We start from the raw sequence: 14,364 nt of genomic DNA, 5'->3' as shown, positions 1-14,364 counted from the left end.
ATGCCCAAGGCTCTTCTCTTCTCCCGTCAGCCGCTCACCAGCCGCCCGTTGCACGAGTGGCTGGACGACACCGCGGACGGCGTCGTCCTCGTCACCACCCCGAAGGCCGTGCAGGGCGCGGAGGACATCCTCCGCGAGCACTTCCCGATGCATCGCCTGGTGGACGACTACCACGCGTGGGCCACCGAGCACGTCGCGGAGGCGGCCGCGCGTGAGTACGGCGTCGACCTGATCGCCAGCACGAGCGAGAGCGACATCCTGCGGGCGGCCCGGCTGCGGGGCAGGCTCGCCCTGCCCGGGCAGGACGTCGCTTCGGCGACGGCGTACCGGGACAAGGTCGTCATGAAGCGCATCGCCCGCGACGCCGGGATCCGGGTCCCCGGCTTCGCACCGGTCGACAGCCCGGCGGACCTGCTGGACTTCCTCGACCTGGAGGGTTTCCCGGCCGTGGTCAAGCCCCGGTTCGGAGCAGGCTCGGAAGGCGTCTTCATCTTGCGTGCCCCGCAGGACATCGCCTCCTTCCTCGCCCGGCAGCGCGACACCGACGTGCCGTTCGTGCCGGGGCAGTGGATGGTGGAGACCTTCGTGCACGGCGACTTCCTGCATCTGGACGGAATGATGCAGGACGGACGTGTCCTCCACGCCTGGCCGTCCGTGTACAACACCGAAGGCATCGCCCAACGCCTGCGGGACCACTCCCACATGAGCAGCGTCATGCTCGGGGCGGACGATCCCCGCTTCGGAGCGATCACACGACTCGGCCACGACCTGATCGCCGCGCTGCCGTCGGCCGGGCTGCCGCTGGCCTTCCACCTGGAAGCGTGGATCGGGAGCGACGGGGACCCGGTGCTCTGCGAGATCGCCAGCCGGTCCGGCGGGGCGCTGGTAGCCGAGGCCTACGAACGGATCTTCGGTGTGCATCTGGCCAAGGAGGGGGTCAGGGCCCAGTGCGGCAGCGCCCTCACCGTGCGCACGCAACCGGCGCCCCCGGCGGAGCTGTCCAGCTGGATCCTCTTCCCGCCCGGCCGGGGAGCGTTCGCGCCACCGGAGCAGCCCTGCCCGGTGCCGGCGGCGGAGCTGTCCGTACGGTTCCCGCCGGGCGCCGTGGGACGCGGTGTCGAGCATCTCACGCAGGCGGCCGCCGACGCGCTGGTCACGGCGGGCAGCCCGGAGGAGATCCGGGCGTACCAGGACGAGTTGGCGCAGTGGTGGTACGCGAACGCGCGGTGGGAATAGTGTCCCGCCGCGGCACGGCAGCGGTCATCTCACCGGGTGGAGTAGTGGTGCTCCGGTCGGCCGCCGGCCCCGTACCTGAGCGTGAGGTGCAACTGCCCCCGCTCCTGGAGGAACTTGAGGTACCTCTGGGCCGTGGAACGGCTCACCCGGGCGGCCTCCGACACCTCCTGGGCGGACACGGGCGCGGGGGCCCGTGCGACGACCTGCCGGATGAGCTCGGCGGTCTGCTCCGCGAACCCTTTCGGCATGGCGTCGGAGGGCGAACAGGCGCGCAGCGTCCCGAGCACGCGGTCGATGTCGTCCTGGTTCAGATCCGTGGTGTCGAGGGCGGTGCGCAGCCGCGCGTACGCCTCCAGTTTCCGGCGCAGACCGGCGAACGTGAACGGCTTGAGGATGTACTGGAGCACCCCGGCGCGGAGCGCCTCCTGGACGGTGGCCGGCCGGTCATCGGCCGTCACCATGATCACGTCCACGTCGGTGCGCTGGAGACGCAGCCGACGCGTGAGAGCCAGCCCGTCCTCACCCGGCATGTAGTGGTCGAGAAGTACGAGGTCGATGCCGCCGTCGCGCACCGCGGCGAGAGCCGAGGCCGCGTCGTGCACCTGCCTCACCACGCGGAAACCGGGGATACGCGAGACGTACCGTGCGTTGATCTCCGCTACATGGAAGTCATCGTCCACGACCAAGGTGTCGATCATGACTGGCTCCACGCGTCGGCCCGTGCCGACGCACGGGGGAGATGCGCCGTGAACTCGGCGCCGCCACCGGCGCGTTCGGCGACCGAGATGCTGCCGCCTCGCTGGGACAGCACCTCGGAGACCATGGCCAGGCCCAGGCCTCGATGGCCGGCCTCGCGCTGTTTGGTGGAGGCGCCTTCGGTGAAGATCCACTCGCGTGCGGCCGGCGGAACGCCGGGGCCGTTGTCCGTCACCCGTACTTCGGTGACGGCGGCTCGCTCACGGAGATCGACCTCGATCAGGGGCCTTCCCCGCATCGCCGTCGGGCGGTGGGCGAGGACGGCGTCCTGGGCGTTGTCGATCAAGTTGCCCAGGACCGTCACCAGGTCCTCCGGGTGCTCCATGCCTCCGCGAAGGTGTGAGGAGGTGCTGAGGGAGAGGTGGACGCCGAGTCGGGCGGCGGCCACGGTCTTGCCCACCAGCAGCGCCCGCACCAACGGTTCGTGAACCGGGTCCATGGCGAAGGGCGGACGGTCGTGTCGGGCGAGTTCGAGCATTCCTAAGAGGGTGTGGAGCGCGTTGCGGCGCCGGTGTCTCTGTGCATCCCGTGTCGGCTGTACCGGATCGGCCAGCATCGGTACTTGATTGGTCATCGCCCCCCGATTCCTTCTGCGCCCCGCCTCCCGGAGGATCATTTATCCCGATGGTCGGCAGGGCAACAAGGTTCTTTCAGTAAAGAGAGATTTTGGCCTCTTTTTGCTTGCGGGTGATTACAGCTGAAACATGGTCACAATGCGCGCCCGGTGGTCGTGAGGGCGCCGGGCGCCGCGCCTGACGCACAGTCAGGACGCCGGGTCGGGGCGGGAGTCGGGCCACGTGCGGGTGTCGCGGGGCTCCACGTACGGCTCCTCCTCGGGGGGCATGCCGCCGGCGATCGCGCGCTGGCGGGCGAGTTCCGCGTCGAATTCCAGGCCGAGCAGGATGGCCAGGTTCGACAGCCAGAGCCAGACGAGGAAGATCACGACGCCCGCCAGGGTGCCGTACGTCTTGTTGTACGAGGCGAAACCCGCGACGTACAGCGCGAAGCCCGCGGAGGCCACCAGCCACAGGAGTACCGCGAGCACGCTGCCGGGGCTCAGCCAGCGGAAGCCCGGGCCGTGGACGTTCGGGGCCCGCCAGAAGAGCAGGGCGATCATCGACATGACGATGACCAGCAGCACCGGCCACTTCACGAGGGACCAGGCGGTGAGCGCCTCGTCGCCCACGCCGATGGCGTCGCCCGCGCGCTCGGCGATCGGGCCCGTGAAGACCACGAGCAGCGCGCTGGCGGCCAGCAGGACCATCAGGGCCAGGGTCAGCGCGATCCGCAGGGGTGTCAGCTTCCACACCGGGCGGCCCTCGGGGAGGTCGTAGACGGCGTTCGAGGCGCGGATGAAGGCCCCCACATAACCGGACGCCGACCATACCGCCAGCAGCAGACCCCCGATCGCCACCACACCGCTGGTGCTCCCGCTGCCCTCCAGCTGCCGTACGGCGTCGCTCAGCAGGTCGCGGACCGGGCCCGGCGCCAGCTTCTCCAGGTTGCCGAGGACCGAGTCGGTGGCCGACTTGCCGATCACGCCGAGGACCGAGACCAGGACGAGCAGCGCGGGGAAGAGCGACAGCACGCCGTAGTAGGTCAGGGCCGCGGCCCGGTCGGGCAGGTCGTCGTCCATGAACTCCTTGCCGGTGCGGCGCAGGACCGACCACCAGGAGCGGGCGGGCAGCTCGGTGGGTTCGTCGGGGGCCGCCGCCTCGACCTCGGGGCCGGGGCCCGGATCGGTGTCGCGGTCGCGGTCCTGGTCGTCGTGCTCACGTTCGTGCTTGTGCTTGCCGAAGAGTGCCATGCGGGGCGAGTTGGCCGGCTGGGCCGACATATGCCTGTCAGCAGCGCACCGGTCGGGTCTTGGCGGTTCCTCCATGGGGGCCCGCATCTGCCATGGAGATTTCCATCAAATATTTCAGATGCGAGGCAAACACGCCTATCTTGTCGCACATGCAGTCCTACACGATTGGGCAGGCCGCGCGTCTGCTCGGGGTCAGTCCCGACACCGCCCGCCGCTGGGCGGACGCGGGACGCGTCGCCACGCACCGCGACGAGGGCGGGCGCCGGCTCATCGACGGACGAGACCTGGCCGCCTTCTCCGTCGAGGTCGCGCGGAGCGGCGACGCGGGCGAGGAGGACGTGCCGTACACCTCCGCCCGCAACGCCTTTCCCGGCATTGTCACCGCCGTGAAGCTCGGTGACGTGGCCGCCCAGGTGGAGATCCAGGCGGGCCCGCACCGCCTCGTCTCGCTGCTGACCCGTGAGGCGGTGGAGGAACTCGGCCTGGAGGTCGGCATGCAGGCCACCGCCCGGGTGAAGTCCACGAGCGTGCACATCGACCGCGCCTGAGCCAGGAGCCCCGCCATGTTCCCGAAGTCCCCCGTCCCCGCCTCGGTCCGCCGTGGTGCCGCCGCGGTCGTGACCGCCGCGCTGCTCGTCCCGTTCGCCACCGCGTGTGGCGGCGGTGACGACGGCGGCGAGGGCAAGAAGGACGGCGGCGGCAAGGACGTGAACCTCACCGTCCTCGCCGCCTCCTCCCTCACCGATGTCTTCGCCACCGCCGAGAAGGCGTACGAGAGGGGCCACCCGGGCACGAGGCTGACGGTCTCGGCCGCCGGGTCGCAGGAGCTGGCCGCGCAGGTCAAGCAGGGGGCGCCCGCCGATGTGCTCGTCACCGCCGACACCAGGACCATGGACGGGCTCAAGGCGGAGACCGGGACGCCCACCGTGATCGCCAGGAACCGGCTCGTGATTGCCACCCGGGAGGGCAACCCGGAGGGGATCAAGGGGCTGAGGGACCTCGGCGACAGCGAGTTGAAGGTGGTTCTCGCGGACGACACGGTTCCGGTCGGGCGCTACAGCAAGCAGGTCCTGGACCGGCAGCACGTCGAGGTGAAGCCCGTCTCGAAGGAGGCGAACGTCCGTTCCGTGCTGAGCAAGGTGGAACTCGGCGAGGCCGACGCCGGTCTCGTCTACCGGACGGACGCCGCGACCGCGCCCGGCAAGGTCGACGCCGTCGCGATCCCCGACGCGCAGAACGCCGTGGCCTCCTATCCGGCGGCGACGCTCAAGGGCTCCGAGCACGGGAAGGCCGCGGCGGAGTTCGTGAAGTGGCTCAGCACGCCGAAGGCGCAGAAGATCCTTCGGGACGCGGGCTTCCAGAAGCCGTAGCGGGCACGCCCGCGGCCTGCAACTTCCGGGCGCCCGACGCCTCCCCGCCACGGGCGCCCGGTCGTACGCGTCGCACGGGCGGGGTTCCGTGTCACGGTCGTACGCCTTCGCGGCTCGCCGTGCCACGGTCGTACGCGTCACCACCACCGACCCCAGGACCGCCGATGAGCCGCCTCCGCCTTCGCCCCCGCGCCCCGGGCCGCCCCCGGACGCCCGTCGTCCTCGGGCTGCCCGCGCTGCTCGCGATCGCGTTCCTGCTGATGCCGCTCATCGGCATCCTCGCCCGTACCGAGTGGGGCGAGCTGGGCGGTCATCTGTCCGCGCCCGGCGTGACCGAGGCTCTGAGGCTTTCCATGCTCGTGTCGTTCTGGGCGCTCGGGCTCTCCCTGCTGCTCGGGGTGCCACTGGCCTGGCTGCTCGCGCGGGTGGACTTCCCCGGGAAGGCGTTCGTACGGTCCCTCGTGCTGTTGCCGATGGTGCTGCCGCCGACCGTCGGCGGCGTCGCGCTCCTGCTCGGCTTCGGGCGGCGCGGGCTGCTCGGGCCCTGGCTGGAGAGCACCTTCGGGATCGTGCTGCCGTTCCACACGTCCGGCGCGGTGGTCGCGGCGACGTTCGTGTCGATGCCGTTCCTCGTGATCAGTCTGGAGGGCGCGCTGGGCGGGCTGCGGCCCGGCTTCGAGGAGACGGCGGCGTCCCTGGGGGCTTCTCCCGTACGGGTGTTCCTCACCGTCACCATGCCGATGGTCGCCCCCGGTCTGGTCGCGGGGGCCGCGCTGACCTGGGCGCGGGCGCTGGGGGAGTTCGGCGCGACGATCACCTTCGCGGGCAATCTTCCCGGGACCACGCAGACCCTGCCGCTCCAGGTGTATCTGCTGCTCCAGGACTCACCCGAGGCCGCGACCTCGCTGTCGCTGCTGCTGCTCGCCATCGCCATGGCCGTGCTGGTGGGGCTGCGGGGGCGGTGGTCGGCCGGGGCGTCCGTGAAGACCGCGGGCGCTGCGGGCGGGCCGGGGGACGGCTCGGTGGCGGGGGATGGGGCGGTCGCGGGGGACGGGACGGCGGCCCCGGGTACGCCCGAGCCGCTCGTCAAGGACCCCGCCCCGCAGGAGGAGTGGGCCCTGCACGCCGATGTCACCGGCCACAACCAGCTGACCCTCGACGCCCCGCCCGGCACCACCATCGCCGTCGTCGGGCCCAACGGAGCCGGCAAGACCACGCTGCTGCGCGCCCTCCTCGGCCTGACGCCCCGCGCCCAGGCCCGGCTGCGGCTCGGTGACCAGGACGTCACCGCGCTGCCGCCGCACCGCCGCGGGGTCGCCTGGGTACCCCAGGAGGGCGCGCTCTTCCCGCATCTGAGCGCGCTCGGCAACACCGCGTACGGGTTGCGGGCGCAGGGCGTCCGGCGGGCGCGGGCCCGCCGGGAGGCGCGGGCCTGGCTCGACCGGCTCGGCGTCGGCCACCTCGCGCACCGCAGGCCCGGCCAGCTGTCCGGCGGGCAGGCCCAGCGGGTCGCGCTGGCACGGGCGCTCGCGGCCCGGCCCCGGATGCTGCTTCTCGACGAGCCGCTCGCCGCCCTCGACCAGACCACCCGCGCGCAGGTCCGCCACACCCTGCGGCGCCATCTCGACGGCTTCGGCGGGGTGTGCCTGCTCGTCACGCACGACCCCGTGGAGGCGGTGTCGCTGGCGGACCGGGTCCTCGTACTCGACGAGGGGCGTACGTTGCAGGACGCGCCGCCCGCCGAGGTCACCCGGCATCCCCGGTCGCCGTGGGTGGCGCGGATGCTCGGCCGCAACGCCTGGCCGGGGACGGCCGGCGCGGACGGCACGCTCGTCCTGGCGGGGCAGGGACGGCTGGTCGTCGCCGACCCGCCCGCGCCGGGCACGCGGGCGCTGGCGGTGATCGCGCCGGAGGCGGTGTCCGTACACCGCGAGAGGCCGGAGGGGAGCCCGCGCAACGTGTGGCGGGGGACGGTACGGGAGGTGACGACCGCCGGGAGCAGGCTGCGGGTCCTGATCGTTTCGGCCGAGGCGCCGGATCTGATCGCCGAGATCACTCCGCAGGCCGCGGTGGAGCTGGGGATCGTGGACGGCGCCGAGGTGTGGACGAGCGTGAAGGCCACGGAGGTCTCGGTGGTGGCGCTCTGAGCCCCCGCTGGCTACCTGAGGCTTCTGGCTAACTGGCCACTGGCTACTGGAGGGGGGCCTGCCAGGTCACCGTCGTGCCCGCTTCCACGCTGTCCGTGGCTCCGTCGTCGTACACCGTCAGACGCACGCCCTCCCGGCCGTCGGGAAGGGTCGCCCGCGCGTCCACCGCCACGTCGACGCGCGTGACCCCGGTCCGGCGTGACGCGGCGGCCAGGGCCCGGCGCAGGGCGGCCAGGAGGTGTGTCGCCGCCGGGTCCGTGATCCGGGTGTCCACGGCGCCGCCGAAGTGCACGGACGGCTGGATGCCGAGGACCGCGGCGGCGCCCGCCGTCTCGCGGAGGACCTTGCCGCGGAAGGTCGTGGGGGCGTCGGCGGGCGGCTGCTGGAGGGCGAAGATGGCCGTGCGGACCTCCTGGATGGTGGACTCCAGTTCGTCGACCGCCTGGTCGAGCGTGGCCTCCACCTTCCGGGAGCCGGCCTTGCGCCGGGTCGACTCCAGCATCATGCCGGTCGCGAAGAGGCGTTGGACGACGAGGTCGTGCAGGTCGCGGGCGATACGGTCGCGGTCCTCGAAGACCGCGAGGCGCTCCCGGCTCTGCTGGGCGTCGGCCAGTACGAGGGCGAGGGCGGCCTGCGAGGCGAACTGGGTGGCGAGCAGCCGTTCGGCGGCGGTGTAGCTGGGCGCGCCGCGACGGCGCGGCAGCGCGAGCGTCCCGATGAGCCGCCCTCCGGCCTGGAGCGGCAGCATCATGCTGGGTCCGAAGCGGGCCCGTACGTGCGTCGTCATCCGCGGGTCGGTAGCGGAGTCCTCGATGAACACGGGCTCTCCGCCGAGCAGTTGGGTGAGGACCGCGCTGCCGGGCTCGATGGTGGTGCCGATGAGGTCGTTGTGGTTGGAGGGAGAGGGCTCTTGGGGGGTGGCGGGGGCCTCCCTCCCGGGGGGTTCGGGCGGCCCGCCCGTCTCCGCTGCTTCTGACGTCTCTGCTGCGGGGGGCGCTTCGGTCGTCGCGGACCCGACGGGTGGCCCGGGTGGCCCTGAGGGTCGGGAGGGCTCGGTCGTCTCGGCCGTCTCTGCCGCGTGGGGCGTTTCGGCCGTCGCGGACTCCACGGGCGGCTCGGACCCCGCGGGCGGTCCGGGTGGTCCGGGTGGTCCGGGTGGCCCTGAGGGTCGGGAGGGCTCGGTCGTCTCGGTCGTCTCTGCCGCAGGGGGCGCTTCGGCCGTCGCGGACCCGACGGGCGGCCCGGACCCCGCGGGCGGTCCGGACGGCCCGGGTAGTCCCGAGGGCCAGGAGGTCTCGGCCGTCCCGCTGGAACCGGCCGTGCCCCCGGAGGGGCCCGCCGAGGCGCCCCAGCCGTGGGGAGCGCCGTCCGTCGAGGCGGCGACGATGCGCATGCCGCCCGCCTCCGTGGGCTGGAGGATCACCCCCGCCGCCGCGCCCGCGAGGATTCTCGCCCGGTCCGCGACCGTCATCAGCGCGTCCGCCGCCGCCTCACCCGTCAGCAGCGCCGTGGTCACCGCCGCGGCTCCCTCGATCCAGCGCTCCCGCTGCCGGGCCGCCTCGAACAGGCGGGCGTTGCCGATCGCGATGCCCGCCTGGCTCGCCAGGACCTTCAGGAGCTGCCGGTCCTCGTCGGTGAACGGCCCCTCCGCGCGGTCGGCGAGCAGCAGGTCACCGAACGCCTCGTCATGGACGTGGATCGGTACGCGCAGGACCTCGTCGTCCGCCGCGGCGCGGGCCGGCGGCGTGCCGCCGCCCGCCACGAACATCTCGGCCGGCCCCTCGTGGACGGGGGAGCGGACGCCGAGCGTGGCGTACCCCGCCCCCGTCAGCCGCGCCGCGCTGTCCACGATGTGCTGGAGCGTCGTCCGCAGTTCGAGATCCGTGCCGACGCCGAGGACCGCCTCGAGCAGCGGCACGGAAGGCAGTGGCGCGTCCGCTCCGTCGGGCATCTCGCTCTCGCACTCCGTGTCGCGGTGTCGGGCTCCGCTGCCGGTCAGCCGGTCAGCCGGACAGTGGGTCCAGGACCAGCGGCTGGATCTTGCCCTCCAGCATCGCACCGAGTCCCAGGACGGCGCACACATCAGGTCTTTCCACGATTTGTACGGGCATTCCCGTCGCGTCCCGCAGCATCTGGTCGAGCCCCGGCAGCCGTGCGCTGCCGCCCACCATCATGATTCCGCGGTCCGCGAGGTCCGCGACCAGATCCGGCGGACAGTCGCGCAGCACCTTGCCGATGCCGTCGAGCACGGCGGTGAGCGGGGTGTGGATCGCGTCGCGTACGGCGGCGGTGTCCACGTGGACCGAGCGGGCCAGGCCCGTCGCGACGTCCCTGCCGTGGATCTCCGTGGACTCCGGGCCGTGCGGGGTGAGGCCGTTGCCGCTCAGGGCGAGCTGGAGGGGGCGTACGGACTGGGAGGGCAGCATCAGCTCGTGCTGGTGGCGCAGGTGCTGCACGATCGCGTGGTCGATGGCCTCGCCGCCCACGGGAATGCGTTCGGCCGTCACGATCGAGCCCATGGAGAGCACCGCGACCTGCGTCGTGGCGGCGCCGCAGACCAGGATCATCGTCGCCTCGGGGCGCTCCACGGGGAGCCCGCAGCCGACGGCCGCCGCGATGAGGGTGTCCACCAGTTCGACTCGGCGGGCGCCGAGCCCGACCATCGTCTCGACCGCCGCGCGCTGGGCGAGGGGGTCCGCGTCGTGCGGGGTGCAGGCGGCGGCGCGCAGCCGCGGCTTGCGGCGCAGGGTGCGGCGGAGCTTCTCACCGAGCAGGTGCCGCAGCATCCGCTGAGCCATCTCGATGTCGACTACGGTGCCGCCGGAGACGGGGCGGACGACGCGGATGTAGCCAGGCGTACGGCCCGTCATCTGCTCGGCGAACTGGCCCACCGCGATGAGCGCGCCGGTCCTCGTGTTCACCGCGGCGGCGCTCGGCTCGTCCACGACGAGGCCCGCGCCCTTCACGAACACGCGGGTCCGCGCGGCGCCGAGGTCGACGGCGATGTGGCAGCGGCGCAGCTGCTCCAGACTGACGGTCATGGCAGGTCCTCCCGAGAGCGCAGACCGATATGGACCGTCGGTCGGCGGTCCCTTCTCCCTCGCATCGTGCGGGGGGCCGGGTTCGCCGCGCGCGCTGGGATGAGCCGGGTGGGGTGCGGCTGGATGGGTGGTTTCGGGGCCCCGCCCCCGCGGAGGCGGGCCGCTCGGCGGGCAGTCGATCTGGCGGCTTTCCGCCAGTCACCGCCAACTCCCCTTTCCTGGAAGGCCCCTGACACTCTTCCCAGCACTCGGGCACCACCCCCGCCCGGGTCCGACGAAGAGAGGGAGCCTCATGAGCAGAGCCTCCGCGCGGCGAAGAGCCGCGCTCGTTGGTGCCGTCGGTCTCGTGTCCGCCCTGCTTCCCGCCGGGCCGGGCGCCACCGCCGGCGAGAACCCCGCAGCGAGCGGCCCCGCTGCTATCGCCCCCGCTGCCGTCACCCCCGCCGCCATCGCCCCCGCCTCCCACACCGTCACCCTGATCACCGGCGACCAGGTCACCGTCACCCGGCTCCCCGGCGGCAGACGGACCGTCACCGTCGCACGGCCCCCGGGCGCGAGCGGGGCCGTGCGGAGCCGGACGGCGGGCGGGCGCCTCACCGTCGTACCGGACGAGGCGCGGCCGTATCTGCGCTCCGGAGTGCTCGACCGGCGGCTGTTCGATGTCGGCGAGCTGATCCGGCAGGGGATCGGCGGTCGCGACGGGGCGCGGCTTCCGCTCATCGTCACGTATGAGCGGGGCGTCCGGGGCCGGGACCGTGCGGTGCCCCGCGGTGCCGAGAAGGTGCGGGCGCTGCCGAGTGTCGCGGGCCTCGCCGTGACCGCCGAGAAGCCCGGCGCCCTGTGGAGGGCCCTGCGCGACGAGGCGTCCGGCATCGACAAGGTCTGGCTCGACGGGCGCGTCGAGGCCGATATGGCGCGGAGCAACGAACAGATAGGCACGCCGAGGGCCTGGGCGGCCGGCCTGACGGGGAAAGGGGTGAAGGTCGCCGTCCTCGACTCCGGGGTCGACGGGGCGCACCCGGATCTCAAGGGCCGCGTCGCACAGAGCAGGAGCTTCATCCCGGGGGAGGAGGTCGCCGACCGCAACGGGCACGGCACCCACGTGGCCTCCACCGTCGGCGGCAGCGGCGCCGCCTCCGACGGCAACAAGGAGAGGGGCGTCGCGCCCGGCGCCTCCCTGGCCGTGGGCAAGGTGCTCGGCGACGAGGGCTTCGGGAGCGAGTCGCAGGTCATCGCCGGCATGGAGTGGGCGGCCGAGGACGTCGGCGCCGAGGTCGTGTCCATGAGCCTCGGTTCGCAGGAGCCGAGCGACGGCACCGACCCGATGGCCACCGCCGTGAACGCCCTCTCCAAGGAGACCGGCGCCCTCTTCGTCGTCGCGGCCGGGAACACCGGCGCGCCCTCGTCCATCGGCTCACCCGGCGCCGCCGACTCCGCGCTGACCGTCGGCGCCGTCGACTCCCGCGACCAGGCCGCCCCCTTCACCGGCCGGGGCCCGCGCCACGGCGACCACGCCCTCAAGCCCGATCTGTCGGCGCCCGGTGTCGACATCCTCGCGGCCCGCTCCGGGCTCACCGGCGGCGAGGGCTTCTACACCGAGATGAGCGGTACGTCGATGGCGACCCCGCACGTCGCGGGTGTGGCCGCCCTGCTCGCCGAGAAGCACCCCGACTGGACCGGCGCCCGGCTCAAGGACGCCCTGATGTCCACTTCCCGGCAACTCACCGACAGTGCCTATGAGTTGGGGGCCGGGAGGGTCAGTGTGCCCGATGCCGTCGACGCAGTGATCACCGCGAGCGGCAGCGTCGACCTCGGCTTCCACGACTGGCCGTACGACCGCGATGAGCCGGTCAGGAGGACGGTCACGTACGCCAACTCAGGCGATACCGACGTGAAGTTGAGCCTTGCTGTCCGGGGCGGCGCCGACGGGGTCGTCGTGCTCGGCGACACCACCCTCACCGTCCCTGCGCACGGCACCGCATCGACCACCGTCACCGGCGACGGCACGAAGGCGTCCGTCGGGAACACCAGCGGCGCGGTCGTCGCGAGCGCCGGGGGCGAGCGGGTCGCGCACACCGCGTTCGGCCTGGTCAAGGAGGAGGAGCGGTACACGCTCACCGTGCGCGTCAAGGATCGCGACGGCGCTGCGGCCCCGGCCGATCTCGTGGTGCAGCGGCTCGCCGAGGGGGCCGATCCGTTCCCGGCCGCCGTCGGCGACTCCGGCACCCTGAAGCTCCGCCTGAATCCGGGGACGTACGCCCTGACCTCCTTCCTCGACGTGCGCGGCGCCGGGGGCGAGGACTCGCTCGGCCTCGGATTCCTCGCCGACCCGCAGATCCGCCTCGACCGGGACCGCGAAGTGATCCTGGACGGAAGAAAGTTGCGGCAAGTGAGGGCCGAGGTCGAGCGGCGCACGGAGAACCGGCAACTGTTGATGGAGTACGACAGGAAGGGCGGCGGCGCCGAGCTGCAAGAGGCCGTCCAGGTGCCCGTGAAGTACGACAGCGTCTTCGCCGCCCCGACCGCCCAGGTCACCGAGGGCAGCTTCGAATACCGCACGGTCTGGCGGCTCGGCAAGCCCCTCGTGGACGTCAAGGGCCTGCGCGAGGCCGTCGCCCAGCCCGGCGGGACCGTCGCCGAGGGGCGGAGGAAGTGGGCGCTGGTGTACGCGGCCGACGGCACCCCGGCCGCGTACGAGGGCAAGGACGTACGGGGCAAGGCCGTCGTCGTACGCCGCACGGGCGCGGTCAGTCCGGCGCGGCTCGGCCAGGCGGCGCAGGACGCGGGGGCGAGCGCACTGTTCGTGACGGACAGCCAGCCAGGGCGGCTCAACGCCTGGTTCGGCACCGACGACAACACGGACCGGCCGCTCCAGATCGCCGGCGTCGACGCCGCCGACGGGGCCAGGCTCATCGCGGCGGCCGAGGCGGGCAAGAGGATCGAGAGCATCGGCACGGCCGGCAGCCCCTACATCTACGACCTGTCCAAGGGGTACGAGGGCGCCGTGCCGCACGACCTCACCTACCGGCCGGCCAAGCGTGAACTCGCCGTACTCGACACCCAGTTCCACGCCGTGAGGCCCACCGCGGGCAGCGAGTACCGCTACTCCGTCACCGGCACCTTCCCGACCGGCATCGGTTTCCAGGAGAAGGCGCACTACCCGGCGCGGCGGACGGAGTACGTCTCCACAGGCGCCGGGCGCCTCTGGCACGAGTCGGTGACCACCGGGCCGAACGCCCTGGAGCAGCGCAGCGGCCTCGTCTCCTACAAGGGCGGCGAGCGGACCGGCCTGAACTGGTTCAAGCCGGTGCTGCACCCCTGGCTCGGCACCGGCCTCGGCTGGGGCCAGACGCGCCGCGGCGACACCCTGGAGTTCAACGTGCCCGGCTGGGGCGACTCGGGCCCCGACCACACCGGCTTCGGCGATGTGTGGAACGAAACGTCGATGACGCAGGTCAGCGAGGTCTTCGTGGACGGCGTCAGCATCGACCGGCGTGAGGGTTCCGGGGTGTACGTGTGGGGCGCGGACCCCGCGGAGCGCACGTACAAGGTCGTCACCGACACCACGCTCGACCCCGGGCGGTGGCGGCTCGCGACGAGGGGGCACTCCGAGTGGACCTTCAGGTCGAAGGAGACACCCGCGGACAGGAAGACCTTCCTGCCGCTGCTCAACCTCGGCTTCGACATCGACACGTCCCTCTCGGGCGAGGTGCCCGGCGGGCGTACGATCCCGGTGGGGATCTTCGCCGAGTACGTCAAGGGGGCGGTGGGCCCGGGGGCCCTTGGCGGCGGAAAGCTGTCCGTGTCGTACGACGAGGGGAAGTCATGGCGTGACGTCGCACTGGACCGGGACGGCGGGAAGGCCTCCTGGGAGGGGCGGTTGGAGGTGCCGCGCGGCGCCACCTCCCTCTCGCTGCGGGCCTCGGTGAGCGATGACCGGGGCGGGGCGGTCTCCCAGGAGATCGTGCGGGCCGTGGGGGTGAGGTAGGTGGCCCCGGGACACGCCC

At 72.9% G+C, this 14,364-nt stretch carries 10 protein-coding genes; 5 read left to right on the top strand and 5 right to left on the bottom strand.

Annotated elements, in window-relative coordinates; all coding sequences use genetic code 11:
• Positions 1-1,236 (top strand): ATP-grasp domain-containing protein, encoded by a 1,236-nt coding sequence (locus CP975_RS10915; RefSeq protein WP_055527592.1) that lies wholly within the window; start codon positions 1-3, stop codon positions 1,234-1,236.
• Between the two features lie 29 nt (positions 1,237-1,265).
• On the opposite strand, the gene CP975_RS10910 is transcribed toward CP975_RS10915, so the two are convergent.
• The 3 genes from CP975_RS10910 to CP975_RS10900 all read right to left on the bottom strand — a co-directional run bounded on the left by CP975_RS10910 (position 1,266) and on the right by CP975_RS10900 (position 3,829).
• Positions 1,266-1,934 (bottom strand): response regulator, encoded by a 669-nt coding sequence (locus CP975_RS10910; protein WP_055527590.1) that lies wholly within the window; start codon positions 1,932-1,934, stop codon positions 1,266-1,268.
• Positions 1,931-2,470 (bottom strand): sensor histidine kinase, encoded by a 540-nt coding sequence (locus tag CP975_RS10905; protein WP_055527585.1) that lies wholly within the window; start codon positions 2,468-2,470, stop codon positions 1,931-1,933. Before CP975_RS10905 ends, CP975_RS10910 begins: the two co-directional genes overlap by 4 nt.
• A 285-nt stretch (positions 2,471-2,755) precedes the next feature.
• Complete coding sequence (locus tag CP975_RS10900; RefSeq protein WP_246201465.1) at positions 2,756-3,829, bottom strand: YihY/virulence factor BrkB family protein; 1,074 nt, start codon at positions 3,827-3,829, stop codon at positions 2,756-2,758.
• Positions 3,830-3,948: 119 nt separating this feature from the next.
• Here CP975_RS10900 and CP975_RS10895 point away from each other — a divergent pair, with 119 nt between their 5' ends.
• The 3 genes from CP975_RS10895 (at position 3,949) to CP975_RS10885 (ending at position 7,316) form a co-directional block, all read left to right on the top strand.
• Positions 3,949-4,347, top strand: a complete 399-nt coding sequence (locus CP975_RS10895; protein ID WP_030794085.1) for a TOBE domain-containing protein — start codon at positions 3,949-3,951, stop codon at positions 4,345-4,347.
• A 15-nt stretch (positions 4,348-4,362) separates the two neighbouring features.
• Positions 4,363-5,169, top strand: a complete 807-nt coding sequence (gene modA, locus CP975_RS10890; RefSeq protein ID WP_055527578.1) for a molybdate ABC transporter substrate-binding protein — start codon at positions 4,363-4,365, stop codon at positions 5,167-5,169.
• A 164-nt stretch (positions 5,170-5,333) separates the two neighbouring features.
• Positions 5,334-7,316, top strand: a complete 1,983-nt coding sequence (locus tag CP975_RS10885; protein ID WP_150476820.1) for an ABC transporter permease — start codon at positions 5,334-5,336, stop codon at positions 7,314-7,316.
• A gap of 43 nt (positions 7,317-7,359) precedes the next feature.
• Here CP975_RS10885 and CP975_RS10880 read toward each other — a convergent pair whose 3' ends face one another.
• Positions 7,360-9,267, bottom strand: a complete 1,908-nt coding sequence (locus tag CP975_RS10880; RefSeq protein WP_150476819.1) for a GAF domain-containing protein — start codon at positions 9,265-9,267, stop codon at positions 7,360-7,362.
• A gap of 52 nt (positions 9,268-9,319) precedes the next feature.
• Positions 9,320-10,357, bottom strand: coding sequence for a rod shape-determining protein (locus CP975_RS10875; protein ID WP_055536473.1), 1,038 nt, complete (start codon positions 10,355-10,357; stop codon positions 9,320-9,322).
• 292 nt (positions 10,358-10,649) lie between these two features.
• On the opposite strand from CP975_RS10875, the gene CP975_RS10870 reads away from it, so the two are divergent.
• Positions 10,650-14,345 (top strand): S8 family serine peptidase, encoded by a 3,696-nt coding sequence (locus CP975_RS10870; RefSeq protein ID WP_150476818.1) that lies wholly within the window; start codon positions 10,650-10,652, stop codon positions 14,343-14,345.
• Positions 14,346-14,364: the final 19 nt, after the last annotated feature.

Source organism: Streptomyces alboniger (assembly GCF_008704395.1).
GTDB lineage: Bacteria > Actinomycetota > Actinomycetes > Streptomycetales > Streptomycetaceae > Streptomyces > Streptomyces alboniger.
The sequence above is the reverse complement of the archived record's forward strand: the minus strand, read 5'-3'. Positions and strand labels throughout refer to the sequence as shown.